Source organism: Arthrobacter sp. SAFR-044 (assembly GCF_051965175.1).
Lineage (GTDB): Bacteria > Actinomycetota > Actinomycetes > Actinomycetales > Micrococcaceae > Arthrobacter.
Genome location: NZ_JBQCMK010000001.1, coordinates 340,919 through 363,741 on the forward strand (window position 1 = coordinate 340,919; position 22,823 = coordinate 363,741).

The window sequence follows — 22,823 nt, forward strand, 5'->3', positions numbered from 1 at the left end:
CACGCCGCCCCCATAGGATTGATTCCATGACAGACACCTGGCTGATCGTTGGCCTCGGCAACCCCGGAGCGCAGTACCAAGGCAACAGGCACAACGTAGGCCAAATGGTGCTCGATGAACTCGCGGGCCGCATCGGGGCTGCTTTCAAGACCCACAAGGCACGCGCCCAGGTGCTCGAAGGCCGGCTCGGTATCGGTGGGCCCAGGGTTGTCCTCGCGAAGCCGGCGAGCTACATGAACGTTTCCGGTGGCCCGGTCTCCGCCCTCGCCAACTTCTACGGCATCCCGGCGGACCATGTGGTTGCGGTACATGACGAGATCGACATCCCGTTCAACACGGTCAAACTCAAGCTGGGCGGCGGCGAAGGCGGCCACAACGGGCTGCGGGACATCTCCAAGGCGCTCGGCACCAAGGACTACCTGAGGGTCCGGGTGGGGGTGGGTCGCCCGCCCGGCAGGATGGACACCGCCGACTATGTCCTGCGCGATTTCGGCACCGCGGAGCATAAGGAACTGCCCTTCCTGCTGGACGATGCCGCCGATGCCGTGGAGTCCCTGATCCGTGACGGGCTCACGGCCGCACAGCAGAGATTCCACCCCGCCAAAGCGGAATCACGCCAGCCGGAATCGTAAAAGTTCCTTCCGGCCCTGTTTCCCTGTCTGTGGCACAGGGTACTCTTCTTCCTATGCGGGGGAGCAAAGGGGCTACATCCCGCTAATGCAGGATGTAGGGGAAAAGTTCATGTCAATCGAGCCACTCAGCTGGGGACGTGGGTCAACGCCGCAAGGTGACGGGCTGCCCACGCCAACCTCCGGGGCGCCGGAGGGCCAGCAATGGTCCATGCCTGCACGAAGCGCCAACCTCGACGCCGTCCGCACCGCGCTGACCAGCGAAAACTCGCTGGGCGTTGTCATTACCGGTGCCAGGGGAGTGGGTAAGTCCTCCCTGGCCCGCGCAGCAGTGGCAGACCTTGGCCCTGATATTTGGTCGCTGCAGCTCCGCAGCGGTCCCGCGGGCTCCACCACCCCGTATGGTTGCCTGTCGTTCCTGCTGGCCCGGCTGCCGCAGGCCTACATGGGGTCCCCCACGGCCATCCTGCGCGGCATCACCTCGCTCATCCGCAGCGATGCGGCCGGAAGGCCGTCCATCATTACGCTGGATACCTCCACCGGCATCGACGACATGAGCGCGGGCGTCCTGCTGAACGTCCTGCTGACCGGTACGGCGAAGATTGTTGCCGTCGCCCCCAACTCAAGCGACCTGCCGGCGGATTTCCACTGGCTGCTGACGGACCGGAAGCTGACCGAAGTGCGGCTCAGCAACCTCAACGAGCTGCAAACCAGGCAGGTCCTGCTGTCCCTCCTGGGCCACCGCGTTGCTTCCTCCCTGGTCAGCACGTACCACCAGATGGTTGGTGGAAATCCGTTGCTGCTCAAAGCCCTGGTCACCGAACAGCAGCTCTCCGGAAACCTGGTCCTGTCTGATTCGGTCTGGACGCTGCGGGACAAAGTGGTGCTCGACGGCGCTGCCAGCCTTGATGACATCGTCCGCTCCCGCTGGTCACGGGAAACACCGGAAACCCGGGAAGTCGTGGAGATGCTCTCCTGTGCCCGGCGGGTGGAGCTGTCCAGCCTCACTGCCATTTACGGCGCGGAGGTGGTCGCGGACATGGAGGACGGCGGGCTGCTGGAGATCGACGACTCCGAGCACCGCTGGGTGTCGCTCCGGGAGAAATATATCGGGGACGTCGTCAGGACATGGCTGAGCATTTCCCGGCGGAGGGAGCTTCGCAACGTGCTGATGGGCGGCCTGGAGCCGGATCCGGCCACCATGACGGTGGACGAACTGATGTCCTTTGCCGCCTGGACCCACGAGTGCGAAGCCGAGCTTGCCCCGGCGTTGGCGTTGGCCGCGGCCCAGGCCGCGGTCCAGCTCTTCGACCCACGTTTTGCTTTGACTTATGCGGAGATGCTGAAGAGAACCGACGCCGGGTGGGCGTCGGCGCAACGGCAGAAGGCCGCGGCGTACCTCCAGTTGGATATGCCGGCCCAGGCCCTTTCCGCCTTGGACGATATTTCCCATCCCGAGCTTGAGGCCCTGGACCCGGAGGAGTATGCCCAGGTAGTCGCCGCCAAAGCCCGGGTCATGCGCTTCATTCCGGAGCAGGCAGGCAAAGTCCCGGAACTGCTCGCCTCGGCCCGGGAACGGCTGGACCGGACTGCCGGGCACTCCTCCTGGCCCGCGGCCGGCGCAGTGGCAGCAAACCGCATCTCTTTGAGCGAATTCGAATACCAGGCCCACACCGGCGACTACGCTGCCATGATTCCCGCGCTGCAACGGGCGGCCGATCCTGACAGTAACCCGGATACCGCGTTCCGGCTCCAGTCCGCCATCATCCTCATGAGCGCCCTCGCGCTGACCGGGCGGGAGATGGACGCACTGGGCCTTATGCGCCAACTCGGCGGCCAGCTTACCGACGCCTCGCACATTGTCGGCCTCCGTGAGCGCTACGCCAGGGAGGCCTACTTCGTCCTGCTGGTGGCGGGGCAGTGGCGGCGCTGCATCGACCTCCTCAGCCCCTTCAGTACGGGCCAGCCCCACCGGCTGCCGTACCGCAGTGCCGCCACCGAACTGGCTGCCGGGGTGGCTTTTGCTTTCTCCGGCCGCGGCGAGGCCGCCCTGGAGCCCTTGATCTCCGCCACTGCGCAGCTGGAGCTGCAGCCGGTCCAGGCAGCGCTGCGGACCGCGTACGCGGCTACGGCTTTGGCTTATGCCCAGACCGGCAACGCCGCATTCGCCCGCAAATACCTCGCCAAGCTGCAAAGGACCTCCGGCAGGGCAGGGTTTGCCACGGAGAGCATCATCGAGTTCTGTGCGCTGGTCGCCGGGCGCTGGCTGGGCGATTCGGAGGCGGTAGCCAGCCTGAAGCAGGGGGCCCGCCGGAACGTGGAGGCGGGCAGGCACACTGTCGCGGGCATGCAGCTGCTGGCAGCAACCGTAAACGGCAGCGACGCCGACTTCCGACTCCTGGAAGATATCGCCGGCCACCGGCAGGGCCCGCTGGCCGAGGTCTCACGGCTGATCGCCCTTGGAAGCAGGACAAAGGACGCCAAGGCCCTCCTTGCCGGCGGCGAACTCGCGGCAACACTTGAACTCGACGCCGTGGAAGCCCGGTGCATGGCCTTGGCGGTGGATTTCGCCCGCCAGGAGGGGGACGCCCTTTCTGCGAGGACGGCGCAGGCACGGCTGGACATCCTGGCCGCCACAGTGTCGAACCTGCCCATCGTGCCCAGCAGCGGGAGCCCGCTGCTGACCAGCCGGGAACGCCAAATTGCCCGGATGGCCGGCCGCGGTGCCTCAAACCGGGACATCGCCATGGAAATGGGGGTGTCAGTCCGCACCGTGGAGGGCCACCTGTACCAGGTCTTCACCAAGCTGGGCGTGACTTCAAGGGGTGATCTGACTGGACTCGTCTAATGGCCACAAGGCAGGGGCTGCGCACCGGCTCCTTACCGGCCGCCGGGAGCCGGTGGACCGGATTTGCAACCTGGTCCGGAACGGCACCCACCAGGCCGTCTTCATCATGGCGGGCCCGGGCATTGGAAAGTCGGCCGTGACCGATGCCGTGACGGAGCGCCTCGCCGGGAGCATGAAGATTCTGCGCATCCATGCCAGCTCGGCCTTGGCAGGGGTGCCCTTTGGGGTCCTGACTCCTTATACGGGGGAGCTCACCGCTGAGGAGTCCGTCTCGCCCGTGGCAGTGCTCCGTTCCATGTGGTCATACTTCGAGAAGCTGAAGGGCGGCCACGGCGCTGCTGTCCTGCTTGCCGTGGACGATGCCCACCACCTGGATGACGCATCCGCAGGCGTGCTGGCCGAAGTGATTTCGGCCGGGTGGGCAACAGTGTTGGCCGCGGCCCGTCCCCGGCCCGGGCTGCCGCAGCCGCTGGACCAGCTCTGGTACGACGGTCTTGCCGAGCGCGTGGACCTGCGGCCCCTCAACCGTGAACAGGTCGAGGAGGTCCTTGCCCACGTTCTTGACGGGACAGTCCCAGGGGCAACAGTGGACGCCATCTGGAATGCATCAGGAGGCAATCCCCGGATACTTGATGCCCTGCTCCACGACTCCGCTGAAACCGGCGTCCTCGCCAAGCGCAACGGCATCTGGATGCTGCTGGGCGCCCTGCCCGCCGATGGGGCACGGCTTGCAGGAGTGGTAGCCAAAGACCACCTCCGCCGGGGCCCGGAAGAACAGGAAGCCCTGAAGCTCATCGCCCTCGCCGGCCCGGTGGGCCGAAAAGTCATCGAAGACATCAGCGGCGCAGCAGTGGTCCGGTCCCTGCTGGACCAGCAGATGATCGTGGAAGCCCCCGGCGTACCATCCGAGCTTTCCATCTGGAACGGGATCTTTGCCGGTGCCATCCGCAACACCGTCTCCGTATCCCGCAGCCTCCAGCTGCTGGAGACGGTCAAGGCCCACCAGAACCCCACCCAGCTGCAGGGGGAGGGCCGGCTGCGGTCCGTTGAGTGGGCCCTGGAATGCGGCGTCCGGGTGGGTGATGACGAGATGCTGGCGGCGGCGAAAGAGGCCCTGCTCAGGTTCCGCAACCACAGTGCGCGTTCCATTGCGGCACGCATCCACCATCCCCCGCTGGTTCCGATGGCCCAGGCCATCCAGGCGCGGGCGCTGTACAACGAAGGTTCATATACGGAGGCGGCGGCACTCCTGGACGCATGCTGGCTCCCCCTGGCAGAGGACGCCGAGGGGCTGGCGGTCCTACTGCTCCGGGTCTCGGCCCACCAGGCCATCGGCCACCCGCTTGGCGTCGTAGCCGAAGACGTCGAAAAGCATGCAGCACCTGGCGGCGAAAGGAGCTGGCAGGAAGAGCTCCTGCACCTCCTGCAGCTGGGTGCGGAGGTAAACGTCCAAGCCTTGAGCGAGGCAGTGGAGGTCATGCGGAAGCGCCGTACGGGCACCGGCGGAGAACCGCTCCGTGCCTTGGCCGAGGGTCTCCAGGCCCACGCACTCGCTTCCGCTGGGCGTCCCGTCCAGGGCCTGGAGGCTGCCCTGCTGGCAGCCTCGGAACTTCCCCCGCTGGAAGGCAGCCTTTTTTTCTTCCCCGAGTTCGTGCTGGGGCGGCTGGTTTCCGACTACCTGGCCATGGGTGAATGGGAGTCGGCAGAGCGGGAGATCAACCACTATGCCACCGGAAATGCGCCCGGCGCCGCCACCTTCAACGGGAGTCTTCAGCTGCTCCATGGCTACTCGCTGCTGCGGCAGGGAAGGATGGAGCGGGCGTACCAGGTGCTGCTGCCCGCCGTCGAGGCGCTCAGCCTCAATGATCCGCTGCAGCTGTACCGTTTTGGCACTGCCCTGGGCTTCTACGCGGCAGCCAGGCTTGGGGACACGGAACAGGCAAGGCGCCTGGAACAGGACCACAAAGACGCCGACGCCGGCTGGCCGGCGCACGATCTCCTTGCCGAGGCTTACGTGGCCGCAGCCGCTGAATACCAGGCGCGCGACGGCAAGGGGCTGGCCGCCCTGCAGACGCTCATGACCACCCCGGAGGCTTCCGCCCGCACGGGAAACCTCCTTGAGATTTTCGCCATGTGCTGGGACCTGGGGGACCCGTCGGTGGTCCCCATGGTGCAGACAGCCGCGGGCGGGGTGGAGGGACGCTGGGCGGAAGCGCTGATGACCCTGGCGACGGACTGGGAAAACGCCGACGGCGATGCCCTGATGACAACGGCTGCCTCGCTGGAGGAGGCAGGCTTTGTGAATCTGGCCCGCGAAGCCTACGCCCGTGCCAGCACGGTGCTGGAACAGGCCGGCGAACGCCGCCGGTCGCGGCAGGCCGTTGCCCAGCGTGAGAAGTGCGACCACGAGCTGGGTGAACGGTTCCGTGAAGGCCGCTTTATTGCTGCTGCGCCCGCCGTCCGGCTTACCCGGCGCGAACAGGACATCGTTGAGCTGGCAGTGCAGGGCTTGACCGACCGGGAGATCGCCCAACGGCTGATGGTGTCCGTGCGGACGGTGGAAGGCCACCTGTACCGCACCTACGTCAAGCTCGGGGTCCGCAGCCGCGATGAGCTGGAGTCGGCCCTGCCCAAGTAGGTCCCGCGGGAAGCCCCGCCCGATGCCTGTTCCCCGCGCCTGTCCGTTGCCGCGCAGGTGCCCGTCCGCCGTCGGCCGCCTGGGATGGACCAGTGCTGCCCTGGTAAGCGCCGCACCTGCCCTTCCCACCCGTGCGCCCGAACCATCTGGCGGGTAGGAGCACCGCGCCCCGGTAGTACTCCCCGGGGGATTCGAGTACTCCCTACTCGTGTACAGGAGGGCGCCACGGGATTTACTTAAGGAGGCAAAGCGAAGCGGCCGGCTGGACGCCGCGGAGCACGCCGAACAGGACATTGAGGCCCTCTCAACTTCCGGTCCGCAGGGACCGGGCCTAGACGGGGCCGGCGGCGTCAGAGTCTTCTGAGACCGAGACTCTCCCCCCAGCCGTCGCCGGCCCTCTGCTCCCTCGGCTGAAGCCCGGGGCAGCTGTGGCGGCCGCCCCTCCCGGGCGGCCGCCACAGCCGTGTGTGGGACAATTGGGATGTCAGACATTGGCAGCCCCAAGGAGTTCGTTTTGGCCGTAGTATCAACGCCAGCCACACTGGAACGCGCCGTACCTGTCATGGATAACGCCGAGGTCCTGCGCATCCGCAACGACTTCCCAGTCCTCAACCAGCTGGTTAATGGACAGCCGCTGGTCTACCTCGACTCCGGGGCCACGTCGCAGAACCCCATGAGCGTCATCGAGGCCGAGCAGGAATTCTACGAACAGCGCAACGCCGCCGTTCACCGGGGCGCCCACCATCTTGCGGTGGAGGCCACCGAGGTCTTCGAAGATGCCCGGCAGACCATTGCCGACTTCATCGGTGCGGACTATGCCGAGACTATCTGGACGTCGAACGCCACGGAGGGATTGAATCTCCTGACGTACGCGCTGTCCAATGCCGGGCTGTGGGCTGCCCAGGGGCGCGGCGACCAGGCGCTCAGGGGACTGGCACTGGGCCCGGGTGACGAAATCGTGGTCACGGAAATGGAGCACCACGCCAACCTGATTCCATGGCAGGAACTGGCATTCCGCACCGGGGCCACGCTCCGCTACATCCCCATTGCCGACGATGGCAGCCTGCGCATGGAGCAGGCCGGGACGATCATCGGCCCGCGCACCAAGGTCCTTGCCTTCACCCACGCTTCCAACGTCCTGGGAATCATCAACCCTGTGCAGGAACTGGCGGCCCTGGGGCATGCTGCGGGCGCCCTGGTGGTCCTGGATGCCTGCCAGTCCGCGCCGCACCTGCCCTTGGACGTCAAGGAGCTTGACGTGGACTTCGCGGTCTTCTCCGGCCACAAGATGCTTGCCCCCACGGGAATCGGAGTGCTGTACGGGCGCCAGGAGCTCCTGGACATCCTGCCGCCGTTCCTGACGGGCGGATCGATGATCACCACGGTCACCATGGAACGGGCCGAATACCTTCCGGCGCCCCAGCGTTTCGAGGCAGGTACCCAGCGCATCTCCCAGGCGGTAGCCCTGGCCGCCGCCGCCAACTACCTGACCGAAACCGGGCTGGACCGCATCCACCGGTGGGAGGCAGACCTTGGCCAGCGCATGGTGGCGGGACTGGAGGGCATTCCCGGTATCAGGGTCCTGGGCCCGGCCGCCGGACAGGAAAGGATCGGCCTTGCCGCGTTCGACGTCGAAGGTGTCCACGCCCATGATGTGGGGCAGTTCCTGGACTCCCGGGGAATTGCCGTGCGCGTGGGGCACCACTGCGCCCAGCCGCTGCACCGCAGGCTTGGCCTGACCGCCACCACCCGCGCCAGCGCCTACCTCTACAACACCACTGACGACGTGGACCGCTTCCTCGATGCCGTCGCCGGCGTCCGGGCCTACTTCCGCGCCTAGCGGAGCAGACGAAAGCTGACATCATGAGCCTTGACCAGCTGTACCAGCAGATCATCCTGGACCATTCCAAAGCCCGCCACGGCAGCGGGCTCGCCGCCACGGAAGCCCCGGATGGCACGTCCACGGGGCAGTCGCACCAGCTGAACCCGGTGTGCGGTGACGAAGTGACGCTCCGGCTTGCGGTCCAGGAGGGAAAGGTGGCCCAGATTGCATGGGACGGTGCCGGCTGCTCCATCTCCATGGCCTCGGCGTCAGTGCTGTCCGACCTCGCCCAGGGCATGACGGTGGCCGAACTGCATGAGGTCATCGACAGCTTCCGCGAGGTGCTGCGGTCCCGGGGCAAGGTCCATGCCGATCCTGAACTGCTGGGGGACGCCGCGGCGTTCGAGGGAGTGGCCCGCTACGCAGCGCGGGTCAAATGCGCCATGATTTCCTGGGTGGCGGCCGAGGACGCGCTCAACCAGGCGGCCTGAGCCGGACAGCAAACAGCCCGGGCCTTCCCCTCCTGGAGGAGAGAAGGCCCGGGCTGTTTCGTGCGGAAAACGCCTGGCTCAGCCTGGCAGCTCAGCCAAGCAGGCCGAGGACGCCGATCACGGCGGTGGCCAGTCCCAGCACCATGGAGATGCTCACCAGCACCACGTGCACGGTCAGGAACTTCGTTGCCTTGCCGGCGGCATCACGGGCCCGTGGATCCTTCATCACCCGGCGCAGGAACTGCGGCCAGACGGCCAGTGACCAGACGCCGGCGATGATCAGGACCAGCGCGGCGAGGACGGGAAGCTGCATGGGCTAGTGGCTTTCCAGCCAGGCCTGCGCCTGGGCGGCCTGCAGGTTCAGTGCCTTGGCCACCATGGGCTCGGCGGCGTCGGCGATCTTTCCGCCGAGGAACGGTACGGAGGACTTCACGGCGCCCTCCAGTTCAACGCGGGTTCCGCCGCCGTCTGCCACCAGCCGCTGGACGGCGGTCACATCCACTGGGGCGCCGGCGATCTTCAGCGAGATGTTGCTCTGGCGGGAGCCGTCTGCCGCGGGCGCCTCCCAGTTCTCCACCTGGGTCACCTTGAGGTGCTCACCAACGAACTTACGGGCAATCTCGGGCAGCCGGGTGGTGGGAAGGGTGCGCACCGAGGTGGTGTTGAAGGCCCCTGCAATGTCGCCGTCAAGGGTGAAGGACTCCAGGCTGCCGCCCACCAGCTGGCTGACGTGGCGCTGGAAGTCCTCGTTCACCAGCACAGCGGCAACACTGTCAACGGAATGCGGAAGGGTGGTGGTTGCGCTCAGCGCCATGGGTCCTCCTGGGACGTGGGAGATGAATTAAGCCTCCAACATCCTACGGGGTCAGCTCGGCACGGTCCGCATCCGCCAGTTTCTGGGCAGCCGTGGTGATGTTGCGGGCCATGGCCGGGAAGATCAGGCTGTGGAAGGGAAGGACGGCGAGCCAGTACAGCCGGCCGCTGAGTCCTTTGGGAAAGAAAATGGCGCGCTGCCGGTAGCGGCTGCCGCCGCCGTCAGGCGCCACGGACAGCTCCAGCCAGGCCCGTCCCGGCGCCCGCATCTCCGCCCGAAGCCGCAGCAGGCTGCCGTGCTCGATCTTCTCCACGCGCCACCAGTCCACGACTTCCCCCGCAACCAGCGTGTGCGGGTGCCGGCGGCCGCGCAGCAGGCCTGCGCCGCCGGTGAGTTTGTCCAGCCAGCCCCGCACCTGCCAGGCCAGCGGCAGCGAGTACCAGCCGTTGCGGCCGCCGATGCCTTCGATAATGGTCCAGACGTGGGCGGGATCCACGTCGCCGTGGAACGTCCGCTCGTCGATGTACACCTTATGCCCGGCCCAGTCCGGGTCGCTGGGCAGCGGATCGGAGTCGGCGCCGGCATTGGCCCACGTGGTTTCCACCTGGCCGTCCCGCTCCTTGCCCAGTGCCAGGGCCACCGCCGTCCGGTAAGGGGTCAGGCCGCCGTCGGGCTGTGGAATGTACTGGTCGATATCGTGCTCGTTGGACACGGCGTCGTGCTGCAGCGACTGGACCAGGGGCACGGCCATGGAGAGCGGGATGGGGGTGGTGAGGGCCACCCACATGCCTGCCAGTTTTGGTGCGGGCACGGGCAGCGCCAGTACCACCCGGTACGGCAGCCCTGCCTCAGCCGCATACTCCTTCATCATTCCCGCGTAGGTCAGCACCTGCCGGCAGCCGACGTCGAAGGTCCGGTTGATGGCGCCTTCCAGCGACGCAGCGGCCACCAGGTAGTACAGGACATCGCGCACGGCGATGGCCTCGATCCTGTTGCGAACCCAGCTGGGCGCCGGCATCAGCGGCAGCGTTTCGGAGAGGTGCCGGATCATTTCGAAGGACGCGGAACCGGATCCAATGACCACGCCGGCCTGGAACACTACCGCGTCCACCGGGCTGTCCAGGAACACCTTGCCCACCGCCTCGCGGGAGCGCATGTGGGTGGACAGTTCCACATCCTGCGGGTGCAGGCCGCCCAGGTAGACGATCCGGTGGACTCCCGCGGCGGCAGCAGCGTCCGCGGCGGTCCTGGCCATGGCCTTTTCCTTCGCTTCAAACCCGGCCCCTGCCGCCATGGAATGGACCAGATAGTAGAAGATGTCGACGCCGGCCAGGGCTGCGCGGAGGGCTTCGCCGTCGTCAAGGCTGCTTTGCACCACGTCCACTTTGTCCCGCCACGGGACACCGGCGATCTTCTCGGGGGAGCGGACCAGCACCTTCACGGCGTGGCCGGCCTCCAGCAGCCTGGGCACCAGCCGGCCGCCGATGTAGCCGGTGGCACCGGTCACGAGGACGGTCTTCGGTGTTCGCTGGGCACTCATTGCGGTCATGCGGGCTCCTGTTCGTCCCTTGCAATTCGCAGCGGCGGCCGGTGAGGACGGTTGCCGCGGCGAAAAAAGCTTCGGAAAATGGCTCGGCGGTGCCAGCCTAGGCCTATTCCCACCGAGATAGTGCCGCGCCGCCATGTCGTTCCTGCGCGGTAGGCTGGGAGTACCCGGGATTCGCAGCGAATTTCGGGTTTTCGCGTTGCCTGCTTGTTTTCGCTGAACACCACAGGAGCTTCTGCCATGAGTCTTCCCGGCCAGTCCGCCGCCGGCACATCCAGCACGGGCAAGTCCGCCGCGCTCCCGACGCTGGACGGACTCCGCCGCGCCCTGGAACCCGACCAGACGTTCGCCCGCGTCCGGGCCGAGGCAGCCCGGGGCTTTGCCGTCCGCGGCCAGGATTACCAGATCAGTGCCCCCGCGGGCCTGCGCCCGGTGCTGCTGGCAGAGATGGCGGACGGGCTTGCCGCGGCCGCAGCAGGACAGTCCGCTGAGCCGGGCGTCGTGCTTGCCGTCACCGCCACCGGCCGCGAGGCGGAGGACCTGTCCGCAGCCCTGCGCGCTTACCTGCCCGCGGATTCGGTGGCAGAGTTTCCCAGCTGGGAGACCCTTCCGCACGAGCGGCTTTCGCCGCGTTCGGACACCGTGGGCCGCCGGCTGTCCGTGCTGCGCCGCCTGGCACATCCGGAAAGTTCGACGGCGGGCCGGCTGCGCGTCGTCGTCGCGCCCGTCCGCGCCGTGGTCCAGCCCGTCGTGGCCGGCCTTGGCGACCTGGTCCCCGTCACGCTGAAGGTGGGCCAGGACGTTCCGTTCTCCAGCGTGGTCAAGAGCCTCGCGGACGCGGCGTACGCCAGGGTGGACATGGTCACGCACCGCGGTGAGTTCGCTGTCCGCGGCGGCATTATCGACGTCTTCCCGCCCACGGAGGACCATCCCATCCGCGTGGAGTTCTTCGGGGACGAGGTGGACCAGATGCGCTGGTTCGCCGTGGCTGATCAGCGCTCGCTGTCCGCGCCGGGCATCCACCACCCGGCAGAGCTGCACGCCCCGCCCTGCCGTGAAATCCTCATTACGCCGTCCGTGATGTCCCGTGCGGCCACGTTGAAATCCCAGCTCCCGGCCGCAGCCGACATGCTGGAGAAGATCGCCGGCGGCATCGCTGTGGAAGGCATGGAATCGCTGGCCCCGGTCCTGGTGGACGCGATGGTTCCGTTCGTGGACCAGCTGCCGGCCGATTCCATCGCCGTGGTGATCGAGCCGGAGAAGGTGCGCACCCGCGCCCACGACCTCGCTGCCACCAATGAGGAGTTCCTCGAGGCGGCGTGGTCCACCGCGTCCGACGGCGGGGCGGCACCTTTGGACCTCAGCTCCCAGGCGTCCGCAGCGCTTCATTCGGCGAGCTTCCGCTCACTCGCCGAAACCCGCGGCTCCGCCCTGTCGCACGGGGCGTCCTGGTGGTCCATCACGTCACTGGCCCAGGACGCGGAACTGTTGCCCGAGATCGACGTCCTGAACCTGCACGCCCGCGAACCCCGCGGCTACCAGGGCGACGTTGCGGAGATGATGGACTTCATCGGCTCGCATGTCCGGGACCAGTGGCGGATCGTGGTGGCCACCGAAGGCCCGGGGCCCGCACAGCGCCTGGCGGAACTCTTCCACGAAAACGACATCCCCTGCGCCCGGGTGGACAGCCTGGACCACGAGCCGCAGGCGGGCATCATCGAAGTGACCACAGCCGCCGTCGGCCGCGGCTTCGTCCTGGACGGCCTCAAACTTGGCCTGCTCACCGAGGCGGACCTGCTGGGCCGTACCTCTGCCGGGTCCACCAAGGACATGCGGCGGATGCCCTCCAAACGGCGCAACGCCGTCGACCCCCTGCAGCTGGTGGCAGGCGACCATGTGGTCCACGAACAGCACGGCATCGGCCGGTTCGTGGAACTCATCCAGCGCAAGGTCGCCGGCGGCGGCGACGGCGTGCGCGAATACCTGGTGCTGGAATACGCGCCCGCCAAGCGCGGCGCCCCCGGCGACCGCCTGTTCGTGCCCACTGACCAGCTGGACCAGGTGACCCGCTACGTGGGCGGGGACACGCCGGTCCTGAGCAAGATGGGCGGCGCTGACTGGGCCAGCACCAAGTCAAAGGCGCGCAAGGCCGTCAAGGAGATCGCCGGCGAGCTGATCCGGCTGTACTCGGCCCGGATGGCCTCGCGTGGCCACGCCTTCGGCCCCGACACCCCCTGGCAGCGCGAGCTCGAGGAAGCCTTCCCCTACGTGGAGACGCCGGACCAGCTGACCACAATCAACGAGGTCAAGGCGGACATGGAACGCGAAATCCCCATGGACCGCCTGGTGTCCGGCGACGTGGGCTACGGCAAGACCGAGATCGCGGTGCGCGCTGCGTTCAAGGCCGTGCAGGACGGCAAGCAGGTGGCGGTGCTGGTGCCCACCACCCTGCTGGCCCAGCAGCACTACGAGACCTTCACCGAGCGGTTCTCCGGCTTCCCCCTGCGCGTCAAGCCGCTGTCCCGGTTCCAGTCCGCCAAGGAGTCCAAGGAAACCGCCGAGGGCGTCAAGAGCGGCGCCGTGGACGTGGTGATCGGCACCCACCGGCTGCTGTCCAAGGACTTCGAGTTCAAGGACCTCGGTTTGGTGATCGTGGATGAGGAACAGCGGTTCGGCGTGGAACACAAGGAAGCGCTCAAGAAAATGCGCACCAACGTGGACGTCCTGGCCATGAGCGCCACCCCGATCCCGCGCACCCTGGAGATGTCCCTCACCGGCATCCGGGAGACCTCCACCCTGGCCACCCCGCCGGAGGAGCGGCACCCGGTGCTGACCTATGTTGGCCCGTACACGGATAAGCAGACCTCTGCCGCCATCCGCCGCGAGCTGATGCGCGAGGGGCAGGTGTTCCTGGTCCACAACCGGGTGTCCACCATCGAACGGACCGCGGCGAAGATCCGCGAACTCGTGCCCGAGGCCCGGGTGGAGGTGGCGCACGGCAAGATGTCCGAAAGCCGCCTGGAGCAGATTATCGTGGACTTCTGGGAACGGCGCTTCGACGTCCTGGTGTGCACCACCATCATCGAGACCGGCCTGGACATCTCCAACGCCAACACCCTGATCGTGGACGGGGCGGATAAATACGGTCTGTCCCAGCTGCACCAGCTCCGCGGCCGTGTTGGCCGTGGCCGCGAACGTGCCTACGCGTACTTCCTGTACCCCTCCGAGAAACCCCTGGGTGAGGTGGCGCTGGAACGGCTCAAGGCGGTCGCTGCGCACAACGAGCTCGGTGCCGGCATGCAGCTGGCCATGAAGGACCTGGAGATCCGTGGCGCCGGCAACCTGCTGGGCGGTGAACAGTCCGGCCACATCCAGGGGGTGGGCTTCGACCTGTACATCCGCCTGGTGGGCGAGGCCGTGGCGGACTTCCGCGGCGAAGCCGAAGAGAAGGCCGCGGAGATGAAAATCGAGCTGCCGGTCAACGCCCACCTGCCGCACGACTACGTTCCCGGCGAACGGCTGCGCCTGGAGGCCTACCGCAAGCTCGCGGCCGCCCTCACCAACGAGGCCATCGATGAGGTCCAGGCCGAGCTGGTGGACCGCTACGGCGAACTGCCGCTGCCCGCCCGGAACCTGGTGGAGGTGGCACGGTTCCGTGTTTCCGCCCGCGAGGCCGGCCTGTCCGATGTGGCACTGCAGGGCAACTTCATCAAGTTCTCCCCGGCCTCGCTCCCGGAGTCCAAGACCATGCGGCTGAACCGGATGTACCCGGGATCGCAGTCCAAGCCGGCCATGGACGCCATCCTCATTCCCAAGCCCAAGACGGCACGGATCGGCGGCCGGGACCTCCAGGACGCCGAGATCCTGGAATGGGCCAACGGCGTCATCCGGAACATCTTCTCCGACGCCCCGCTGGCGGTGAGTTAGCACTTGATGGGAGGACACCACGCCGCGTCGGGAGCCGCGGCGTGGGTAGCTGTTGCGTCCACCGGCCCGTACACCCTGGGCTGGTACCCGCTGGATCCCGCCGGTATCCTCATTGGCGGCATGGCGACGGCCGGCACCGCGCTGGTGTGCGACTGGGACCACCGGTCCAGCACGGTGGCCCATTCGCTGCCGCCGCTGTCCAACGTGATCGCCCGCGGCATTGAGAATGCCAGCGGCGGCCACCGCCAGGGCACGCACTCCATCCTCGGGGCGGCGTTCTTCGTCTTCCTGGCCGGTCTGGCATCGCAGGTCCACATGGACACAGGGTGGGGCCGCCTGTCCGTCGGCGCCGGGCTGTTGTGCATGTTCCTGATCAACATCGCGGCGAAGGCACTGAAACTCTTTCCCAAGGGCGGCTTCATCTCCAACTGGATCTTCGCGCTGGTAATGGCGGGCCTGGTCACTGCCTACGCGCCGGAACAGTGGACCTGGCTGCCCACGTCGATGCTGATCGGTGTGGTGGTGCACATTGTCGGAGACCTCATCACCACCGGGGGAGTGCCGCTGCTGTGGCCGCTGGTGGTCCGGCCGCCGAAAATGCTGCGCCGCCTGCCCCTGCTGCGGAATGTGTGGCGCGCCAACGGCGCCCTGTCCGTACCCCTCCTGGGCCGGGCCGGCTCCAAGCGGGAATGGCTGGTGCTGATCCCGGTGAGTGCCTATGCCATGGTGGGCATGACCATGGCCGGCTGGGCCATCGCCCAGCACCATTGGGGCCGCGTGGCGGCAGCCGCAGGGGCATGGATCAGGCTCTGGTTCCAGCTGTGAACAGCTGATACGGCAACGGACCCCGGACGATGCGTCCGGGGTCCGTTGCTGTCTTAAGCGTTTGCGGGAAGCTTAGTGCTCGCCGGCGGAGTCCGAGCGGCCAAAGATGGTCTGCGGAAGCCAGAACGCCAGGGCGAAGAGGCCCAGGCAGACTGCCATGGGCCACGGGTTGCCCAGGGTGAGGAAGGACAGCGAGTAGATGGCACCCAGGAACAGGGCGAAGCAGATCACGAACAGGACCACGCTGGTGGCGAGGTTGTTTTCGTTCTGCGGGGTCCGGACGGATTCCTGGTTGGACGCCGTGTCCTTGCTGGACGCGTTGATCTGGCTGGACATGTGTTCCTCCTCGGCCCCGCGGGGCTTTCTCTGTGGCGGCTTCCGGCCAAGGTCAGTAAGCGGCTGAACCCTGTTCACCCTTGACGATGGCAATTCCGGAGCTGGCACCAATTCGTGTTGCACCTGCTGCAATCATAGCCTGCGCATCGGCCAGCGACCGTACGCCGCCGGAGGCCTTGACCCCCACGTCCGGGCCCACGGTCCGGCGCATCAGGGCCACGTCCTCGACGGTGGCGCCCCCGCCGTTGAATCCCGTGGAGGTCTTGACGAAGTCAGCCCCGGCCTCCACGGCGGCCTGGCATGCCAGGACCTTCTGCTCATCCGTCAGGAGGGCTGTTTCGATGATGACTTTCAGGATGGCACCGCCCGCGTGGACGGTCTCGGCCACGGCGGCGATGTCCTCCGTCAGGGCGCCCTTGTCGGCGGCCCTTGCCGCTGCAATGTTGATCACCATGTCCACCTCTTCCGCGCCGTCCAAGACTGCGCCGCGGGCTTCGAACGACTTCACGTCCGTGGGGGTCGCCCCCAGGGGGAAGCCCACCACGGAGCAGGTGAGGACGCCCGAGCCCCTCAGCGCAGTGGTGACGGTCTTGACCCAGATCGGGTTGACGCAGACCGACTTGAACCCGTACTCGGCTGCCTCGGCGCAGACCTTCAGGACGTCAGCTTCCTCGGCCTCGGGCTTGAGCAGCGTGTGGTCGATGTAGGAGGCGATGTTCGCGGGCCCGGCCGGGTGGGCGGTGCCTGCGTGAACGGTGGCTTCGTTGCTCATGATGGTCCTCTCGAAGGGCCTTGTGGGCCCGGCGTTGACTCGGTTTCGGGAACCATCTTGTCACAGGGGGCCGCGCCGCAGCAGGCCCCACGCGGAGCGCCGGGAGCGCCCCAGCGGGGCACCGCCGCTCAGGCCGCCTGCAGGGCCGGCGCTTCCGCTGCCGCGGTCAGCAGCTGGCTGGCGCAGGCGCCTGCCGCCGAAGCGGCTGCCACTAGCAGGCCCAGCCGGACGCCGTCGAACGCTGCGGCGTCCCCAATCGCCCAGATTCCCGGAACGGAGGTGCGGTAGTCCCGGCTGATCACGATGCCGCCCCCGGCTGCCGTCTCCAGGCCCGCCCCGGCGGCCAGGCCGTCGCGGGAGACCCGCTCCTCGGCCAGGACCACCAGGTCGCCAGTCATGGTGCTGCCATCCTCGAAGACCACGGCGGAAGCGGCCTGCCGGGCGGGCGCACCGGAAACGGCTGCACCGGAAGCGCCTGCACCTGAAGCGACTGCAGGGATGACGGCAGCCGGGCGGGCAGTGGTGCGGATGGGCCGCACGCCCTTGGCCCGCAGAACCGCCTCGGCCTGCCCGGCAGCGGCCCCGGTGCCCACCAGGATTCCCACGGGGCGGCGCCCCAGCTCCCGGGCCACCTTCTGCACGCCCTTGGCGATGCGCGGCGCGTCGTCGATGGTGGTATAGCTCAGGCACTGCGCGGCACCATCCACCGGGCTGGCCACGGGGGCGGAGCCGGTGGCGATGACCAGCTGGTCATAGGCGAATTCCATGCCGTCAGCCGTTGCCACCGTGCGGTTGACGGGGTCGATGTGGCTGGCAGGCTGGCCAAAGCGTACGGAAACCTGGGGCAGCATGGCCAGCTCCAGCAGTTCTCCAGGGGTGTCGTCCCGATTGCTCAGCACGGTGATGGTGCCGGTGAAACGGGCCCGGTCCAGCTGCGCCACCAGGGCCTGGGCAGCGGGGCCGGCGCCGGCAATGACAATGCGGGTTGCGGCGGAGGTGGACGGTGAGGGTGCCGGAGCGGACATGTGCTGGCCCTTTCGCTGGCGGCCGGTAAGCGGCCGGAACTTCGTGATGGAATACAGCGTAGGCCCGCGTTTTTTCCGGGGTGTTTCCCTCCAGTTGCTGGTTATCGTGCCCCTGTTCGCCAGTATTTACCGGCCGGTAACAGAACCCGTGACGCACCTCTCATTCGTCCACCCGCCGACACAAAAGCGCGGACGCTGGGCACTGTGCGGCCGGCCGACCGTAGCTAGACGCGGATCCGGTACCCGCGCTTGACCACGGTTTCAATAAGCTTGCCGTCCGGCAGCGAGGACCGGAGGCGGCTCACGGTCATGTCCAGCGCGTGCACGGAGCCGCGCAGTTCCAGCAGGTCGGACAGCGATTCGCGGGACAGGACAGCGCCGTCGGCGCCGAGCAGGGCGCGCAAGAGCAGCAGGGGGGCGGGCGCCAGCTCCACCTGCTGGCCGTCGATGCGCAGGCTGCGGCCGCGAAGCTCGATGCTGCCGGAGCGCGTCTCCAGCCGGCGCACATGGTTCAGCGCCAGGTGCTCGCACACCAGCCTGATGAGCGCGCCCATCCGGAACCGCTCCGGGATGAGGGGCGTGATCCCGGCGTCCAGCAGCGGCTGGGCCGTCACAGGGCCCACCACAGCGGTGGTGACGTTCAGTTTCAGGCTCTCCACCAGCTGCTTGTAGAGCCCCATCTCATGGGCTGTGCTCCACATAGCGTCCACGGCGGGGGCGCTGGTGAAGGTCAGGACGTCCAGGTTTCCCGTGCAGGCAGCCTCGATCAGCCGGGGGAGCTTATCCTCGCCGTCGGGCTTGACCCAGCGGTAGGGCGTCACGGTCAGGACGGTGGCGCCTGACATCCGCAGGCGCTCCAACTGGCGGACGTCGGTGTATCCGTGCAGCTGCATGGCCACGGTCTTGCCCCGGACGCCTTCCGCCAGCAGCATGTCTACCAGGGTGGAGGTGGTTTCGTCACTGCTGATTCCGACGTCGGCAAGGCCTGCCGCGCGCACGGCACCACGGGCCTTCGGTCCCCGGACGAACATGCGGCAATTGCCCAGCGTTTCCAGCAGTTCGTCACCGATCCCGAACGAATCCGCTGCCTCGCACCACCGGCGCATGCCGTAGGCGGTGGTGGCGATGCAGAGGTCCGGTTTGGCGGCGATGATGGCCCGCGTGTCCTCGATGAGGCGCATGTCCTCCTGGACGGGGGCAATCTTCAGCGCGGGGGCGTGCAGCACTTCGGCGCCACGCCGTTCCAGTGCTTCGATCAGGTCGCGGGACCGCCGGTCCGAAGTGACGCCGATGCGGAATCCCTCCAGCGGCGACCCCGCAGCGTCGGTGGATTCTTCAGCCTGGGTTGGTTCGGCCGGTGCAAGTGCGGTCATGGGGGTTAATCCTTTCATGATCCCAGCAGCGAGGCCGCCAGCCTGTCCAGGTCGGCGGCGGCCCCGGCGTGCTGCTGGTTGGCTTCAGCCACCCGGACCACCTCGCCGATAACCAGCACGGCCGGGTTGCTGCAGCCGGCCGCGGCGGAGGTGATGGTGCCCAGGTCGGCGATCGTGGTGCGCTGGCCGGGCCGGTAGCCGCGTTCCACCACGGCCATGGGCATGTCCGGGCGCATCCCGGCGCGGCGGAGGCCGGCAGCGAGCTGGTGAAGGGTGCCGATCCCCATAAGCACCACAATGGTGCCGCCCAGGCCGGCCAGGTGGTGGTGCTCCTTCTCGGTGAGCGGTGCATGCCCGGAGACCACGGTGAACATGTGGCTGACTTCCCGGTGGGTGACCGGGATGCCTGCAGCGGCGGGCACCGAGATGGCGCTGGTCACGCCGGACACCACCTGGACCTTGATGCCTGCGGCCACGCACGCGGCTACTTCCTCGCCGCCGCGGCCAAAGACGTAGGGGTCCCCGCCCTTGAGGCGGACCACGTTGTTGCCGGCGAGGGCGCTTTCCACCATCAGCTTCTCGATGTCCGACTGGCTGACCTTGTGGTGCCCGGGCTTCTTTCCAACGTCCACGAGCTCCGCGGACGTCAGCAGCGGCAGTTCCTGGTACGGCGCCAGGCGGTCATAAAACACGACGTCGGCATCCCGCAGCGCCTTGACGGCCGCCACGGTGAGCAGGTCGCCGGTGCCCGGGCCGCCACCCACCAGGGTGACATGCCCGGCGGGGCCGGCGGCAGGCTCGGCGGCGACCGGGATTCCTGCCTCCCGGCAGCGGTCCAGGAAAGGGGCCCAGCCAGGCTGGCCGTCGTCGACGGCGGCAACCAGGAAAGGCTGCTCCGGCACCCGGGCGCCTTCGCTGCCATGGCGGAGGCCGCCGTCGTGGGGGCTGGTGCGGCGGTGGACGACGGCGCCCGCGGCCTGGTACCGCCGCACTGCCTGCCGTGCGGCAGTGTCGGTGCCGGTGACCAGGATGTCCCGGCCAGTGAGGTCGATGCTGAGCTGCATGGCTATGCCTCGTTCCCGTTGGGTGCCTGCGTGGTGGAGCGGACCGGGATGGAGGAACCGATCAGGACCTTTCCCTTTTCTTCCGGTGTGGCGGGGCGCATCTGGCCGCGCTCGTCCGGGACGAAGGTGATGGAGTCATCCTTCTGGTCCGGGGCGTTGACGAAGGAGCGGAACCGGCGCAGCCGCTCGGGGTCCTTCAGGGTGTCGGCCCACTCGTCGATATAGGTGTCCACGTGCTTGGCCATGGCGGCCTCAAGGTCGGCCGCGATGCCCAGGGTGTCCTTGACCACCACGTCCTCCACATGCTTGATGCCGCCGACGAGCTCTTCCTGCCAGCGGGCCGTGCGCTGCAGGCGGTCGGCGGTGCGGATGTAGTACATGAAGTAGCGGTCGATGTACTTGATCAGCGTCTCGTCGTCCAGGTCCTTGGCCAGCAGCTGGGCGTGGGCCGGGGTGGCTCCGCCGTTGCCGCCCACGTAGAGGTTCCAGCCGTCCGCCGTGGCGATCACGCCGACGTCCTTGCCGCGGGCCTCGGCGCACTCGCGGGCGCAGCCGGAGACGCCCATCTTGAGCTTGTGCGGGCTCCGCAGGCCGCGGTACCGCAGCTCGAGCTGGATGGCCATGGCGACGGAGTCCTGGACACCGAACCGGCACCAGGTGGACCCGACGCAGGACTTCACGGTGCGCAGGCTCTTGCCGTACGCCTGCCCGGACTCGAAGCCGGCGTCCACCAGTTCCTTCCAGATTTCGGGGAGCTGTTCCAGCCGGGCACCGAACATGTCGATCCGCTGGCCGCCGGTGATCTTGGTGTAGAGGTTGTACTTCTCGGCGACGGCCGCGATCACGCCGAGCTTCCTGGGGGTGATTTCACCGCCGGCGATGCGCGGGACAACCGAGTAGGTGCCGTCCTTCTGCATGTTGGCCAGGGCGCGGTCGTTGGTGTCCTGCAGCGTGCCGCGGCCCGCATCCAGGACGTAGGCGCTGTTCTGGCTGGCCAGGATGTTGGCGATGGTGGGCTTGCAGATGTCGCAGCCAGCGCCAGTGCCGTACTTGGCCATGATCTCCTCGAAGGAGGCCAATTCCAGGACGCGGATGGCGTCGAACAGTTCCTGGCGGGACAGCTCGATGTGCTCGCACAGGGCCTTGGAGACCTCGACGCCGGACTTGGTGAGTTCGGTTTCCAGCAGTTTCTTCAGCATGGGCACGCAGGAACCGCACTGGGTGCCGGCCCGGGTGCAGCCCTTCAGCTCGCCCAGCTCCTGGACGGGTGCGTTGCCCTCGCAGGCGCCGCAGCCGTTAATGGTGTCCCGGATGGTTCCCGCGGTGACGTTGTTGCAGGAGCACAGGGTGGCGTCGTCGGGGAGCTCGGTTTCCGGAGCGTCGCCGCCGCCCGCCGCGCTGAGGAACGCGCCGGGCTCGGCCGGCAGTTCCCGGCCCAGGAGCGGACGCAGGCTCATGTAGGGGGAGGCGTCGCCCACGAAGATGCCGCCGAGGAGCGTCTTGGCGTCGTCGGTGGTCACGATCTTCTGGTACACGCCCCGCGCGGGGTCGGCGTAGACGATCTCCAGGGCATGTTCGGTCCTGGCGAAGGCGTCGCCGAAACTGGCAACGTCCACGCCGGAGAGTTTCAGCTTGGTGGCGGTGTCGAAGCCGGGGAAGGTGGCGTCCCCGCCGTGCAGCCGGTCGGCCACGATCTCGGCCATGGTGTTGGCGGGGGCCACCAGGCCCAGGCACATGCCGCCGAAGTTGGCTACTTCGCCGATGGCCCAGATGCCAGGTACTTCGGTGGCGCAGTAGTCGTTGATGACCACGCCGCCGCGGGGGCCCAGGCTGAAGACCTGCTCTTCGCCCTCGGCGGCCCGGAAAAGTTCATCGCGGGGCTTGACGCCGATGGCGACAATCACCAGGTCGGCCGGAATGATGCGTTCGTCGGCCATGAGCACCCCGGTGACCTGGCCGTCGTCGTCCGCCAAAATCTCTGAAGGGAACACGCCGCCGTGGACTTCGAAGCCCTTCGCCTCGATGAGGCGGCCCAGGGCCTGGCCGGCGCCCTCGTCCAGCTGGGTGTTCATCAGCCAGGGTGCCCCGTTGATGACGACCGGCGTGGCGCCGAGCTGCTCGGTGCCCGCTGCAGACTCCAGGCCCAGGAGTCCGCCGCCGATGGTCACGGCGTTGACCTTGCGGCCAAGCTTTTCCGTGAGCTCCGCAATGGCCTTGTTGATGGCCCACACGTCCTCGAGGGTGCGGTACACGTGGGCGTGCTGTGCGCCGGGAATGGGCAGTCGCATGGCATCGGAGCCTGTGGCCACCACCAGCTGGTCATATTCATAGCTGTGGCCGGCGGCGGTTTCCACACTCTTTGCTTCCGCATTGATCCGGAGCACGCGTTCACCGGTCTTCAGGACCAGTGAACCGTGGTCCCACATTGACGCCGTGCCCAGGGTAAGGTCCACGCCGGTATCGGTGAGGGCCTTGGAGAGCGCCACCCGGTCGTAGGGGAGGTGTGCCTCCTCGGTGAGGACCGTGACATGCCAGCCATCGAGGCCGCGGGCATGCATGGCGTCCGCAAAACGGTGGGCCGCGGGGCCGCCGCCGGCGACGACGATGCGGCGCGGAGTCTCTGTGCTTGAAGTCTGTTCGGTCACTGTGGGCCTTTCGCATGGGCCGCAGACGGTGCTCTGCAGCTTGTGCTTCCAGCCTAGGGAGGGGCAGT

The 22,823-nt window shown here is 67.7% G+C and carries 16 protein-coding genes; 7 read left to right on the forward strand and 9 right to left on the reverse strand.

The genetic code is table 11. From position 1 onward, the window contains the following. Window positions 1-26 precede the first annotated feature (26 nt). From pth to sufU, 5 genes are all read left to right on the forward strand, one after another. Window positions 27-632, forward strand: coding sequence for an aminoacyl-tRNA hydrolase (pth, locus tag ACTHQS_RS01510; protein WP_440165435.1), 606 nt, complete (start codon window positions 27-29; stop codon window positions 630-632). Between the two features lie 109 nt (window positions 633-741). Further along, on the forward strand, window positions 742-3,477 hold the full coding sequence (locus ACTHQS_RS01515) for a LuxR C-terminal-related transcriptional regulator (protein ID WP_440165437.1): 2,736 nt from the start codon (window positions 742-744) through the stop codon (window positions 3,475-3,477). 52 nt (window positions 3,478-3,529) lie between these two features. Next, window positions 3,530-6,115 (forward strand): LuxR C-terminal-related transcriptional regulator, encoded by a 2,586-nt coding sequence (locus ACTHQS_RS01520; protein ID WP_440165439.1) that lies wholly within the window; start codon window positions 3,530-3,532, stop codon window positions 6,113-6,115. Between the two features lie 514 nt (window positions 6,116-6,629). Continuing rightward, on the forward strand, window positions 6,630-7,955 hold the full coding sequence (locus tag ACTHQS_RS01525; protein ID WP_440165441.1) for a SufS family cysteine desulfurase: 1,326 nt from the start codon (window positions 6,630-6,632) through the stop codon (window positions 7,953-7,955). 23 nt (window positions 7,956-7,978) lie between these two features. Beyond that, window positions 7,979-8,428 (forward strand): Fe-S cluster assembly sulfur transfer protein SufU, encoded by a 450-nt coding sequence (gene sufU, locus ACTHQS_RS01530; RefSeq protein WP_440165443.1) that lies wholly within the window; start codon window positions 7,979-7,981, stop codon window positions 8,426-8,428. A gap of 91 nt (window positions 8,429-8,519) precedes the next feature. Here sufU and ACTHQS_RS01535 read toward each other — a convergent pair whose 3' ends face one another. From ACTHQS_RS01535 to ACTHQS_RS01545, 3 genes are read right to left on the reverse strand one after another with little or no spacing between them, the layout of a single operon-like run. Further along, window positions 8,520-8,741 carry an SCO4848 family membrane protein gene (locus ACTHQS_RS01535; protein ID WP_440165444.1) on the reverse strand — a complete coding sequence of 74 codons (222 nt, stop codon included), beginning with the start codon at window positions 8,739-8,741 and terminating at the stop codon, window positions 8,520-8,522. A gap of 3 nt (window positions 8,742-8,744) precedes the next feature. Continuing rightward, window positions 8,745-9,242, reverse strand: coding sequence for a DUF2505 domain-containing protein (locus ACTHQS_RS01540; RefSeq protein ID WP_440165447.1), 498 nt, complete (start codon window positions 9,240-9,242; stop codon window positions 8,745-8,747). A 43-nt stretch (window positions 9,243-9,285) separates the two neighbouring features. Beyond that, the gene (locus ACTHQS_RS01545; protein ID WP_440165842.1) at window positions 9,286-10,782 is read right to left on the reverse strand and encodes an SDR family oxidoreductase; all 1,497 of its coding nucleotides are present in this window, start codon (window positions 10,780-10,782) and stop codon (window positions 9,286-9,288) included. A gap of 246 nt (window positions 10,783-11,028) precedes the next feature. On the opposite strand from ACTHQS_RS01545, the gene mfd reads away from it, so the two are divergent. After that, window positions 11,029-14,715: a transcription-repair coupling factor gene (gene mfd / locus ACTHQS_RS01550; RefSeq protein WP_440165449.1), complete on the forward strand. Its 3,687-nt coding sequence runs from the start codon at window positions 11,029-11,031 to the stop codon at window positions 14,713-14,715. Window positions 14,716-14,721: 6 nt separating this feature from the next. Further along, window positions 14,722-15,540 carry a metal-dependent hydrolase gene (locus tag ACTHQS_RS01555; RefSeq protein ID WP_440165450.1) on the forward strand — a complete coding sequence of 273 codons (819 nt, stop codon included), beginning with the start codon at window positions 14,722-14,724 and terminating at the stop codon, window positions 15,538-15,540. A 72-nt stretch (window positions 15,541-15,612) separates the two neighbouring features. Here ACTHQS_RS01555 and ACTHQS_RS01560 read toward each other — a convergent pair whose 3' ends face one another. The 6 genes from ACTHQS_RS01560 to nirB form a co-directional block, all read right to left on the reverse strand. Next, a complete protein-coding gene (locus ACTHQS_RS01560) occupies window positions 15,613-15,876 on the reverse strand; it encodes a hypothetical protein (protein WP_440165452.1) in 264 nt (87 codons plus the stop codon). Between the two features lie 52 nt (window positions 15,877-15,928). Next, a complete protein-coding gene (gene deoC, locus ACTHQS_RS01565) occupies window positions 15,929-16,648 on the reverse strand; it encodes a deoxyribose-phosphate aldolase (protein ID WP_440165453.1) in 720 nt (239 codons plus the stop codon). A 128-nt stretch (window positions 16,649-16,776) separates the two neighbouring features. After that, a complete protein-coding gene (locus ACTHQS_RS01570; protein WP_440165455.1) occupies window positions 16,777-17,673 on the reverse strand; it encodes an FAD-dependent oxidoreductase in 897 nt (298 codons plus the stop codon). 224 nt (window positions 17,674-17,897) lie between these two features. Next, a complete protein-coding gene (locus ACTHQS_RS01575; RefSeq protein ID WP_440165456.1) occupies window positions 17,898-19,046 on the reverse strand; it encodes a uroporphyrinogen-III synthase in 1,149 nt (382 codons plus the stop codon). Between the two features lie 14 nt (window positions 19,047-19,060). Beyond that, window positions 19,061-20,110 (reverse strand): uroporphyrinogen-III C-methyltransferase, encoded by a 1,050-nt coding sequence (gene cobA, locus ACTHQS_RS01580; RefSeq protein ID WP_440165457.1) that lies wholly within the window; start codon window positions 20,108-20,110, stop codon window positions 19,061-19,063. Between the two features lie 2 nt (window positions 20,111-20,112). Then, window positions 20,113-22,755 carry a nitrite reductase large subunit NirB gene (gene nirB, locus ACTHQS_RS01585; RefSeq protein WP_440165458.1) on the reverse strand — a complete coding sequence of 881 codons (2,643 nt, stop codon included), beginning with the start codon at window positions 22,753-22,755 and terminating at the stop codon, window positions 20,113-20,115. Window positions 22,756-22,823: the final 68 nt, after the last annotated feature.

Bases quoted from the DNA above. Each gene is read 5' to 3' on its own strand.
- ACTHQS_RS01560 (WP_440165452.1), bottom strand. From the start codon at position 15,876: ATGTCCAGCCAGATCAACGCGTCCAGCAAGGACACGGCGTCCAACCAG.
- ACTHQS_RS01545 (WP_440165842.1), bottom strand. From the start codon at position 10,782: ATGAGTGCCCAGCGAACACCGAAGACCGTCCTCGTGACCGGTGCCACC.
- pth (WP_440165435.1), top strand. From the start codon at position 27: ATGACAGACACCTGGCTGATCGTTGGCCTCGGCAACCCCGGAGCGCAG.
- ACTHQS_RS01570 (WP_440165455.1), bottom strand. From the start codon at position 17,673: ATGTCCGCTCCGGCACCCTCACCGTCCACCTCCGCCGCAACCCGCATT.
- sufU (WP_440165443.1), top strand. From the start codon at position 7,979: ATGAGCCTTGACCAGCTGTACCAGCAGATCATCCTGGACCATTCCAAA.
- ACTHQS_RS01540 (WP_440165447.1), bottom strand. From the start codon at position 9,242: ATGGCGCTGAGCGCAACCACCACCCTTCCGCATTCCGTTGACAGTGTT.
- cobA (WP_440165457.1), bottom strand. From the start codon at position 20,110: ATGCAGCTCAGCATCGACCTCACTGGCCGGGACATCCTGGTCACCGGC.
- ACTHQS_RS01535 (WP_440165444.1), bottom strand. From the start codon at position 8,741: ATGCAGCTTCCCGTCCTCGCCGCGCTGGTCCTGATCATCGCCGGCGTC.
- deoC (WP_440165453.1), bottom strand. From the start codon at position 16,648: ATGAGCAACGAAGCCACCGTTCACGCAGGCACCGCCCACCCGGCCGGG.
- ACTHQS_RS01575 (WP_440165456.1), bottom strand. From the start codon at position 19,046: ATGACCGCACTTGCACCGGCCGAACCAACCCAGGCTGAAGAATCCACC.
- ACTHQS_RS01555 (WP_440165450.1), top strand. From the start codon at position 14,722: ATGGGAGGACACCACGCCGCGTCGGGAGCCGCGGCGTGGGTAGCTGTT.
- ACTHQS_RS01515 (WP_440165437.1), top strand. From the start codon at position 742: ATGTCAATCGAGCCACTCAGCTGGGGACGTGGGTCAACGCCGCAAGGT.
- mfd (WP_440165449.1), top strand. From the start codon at position 11,029: ATGAGTCTTCCCGGCCAGTCCGCCGCCGGCACATCCAGCACGGGCAAG.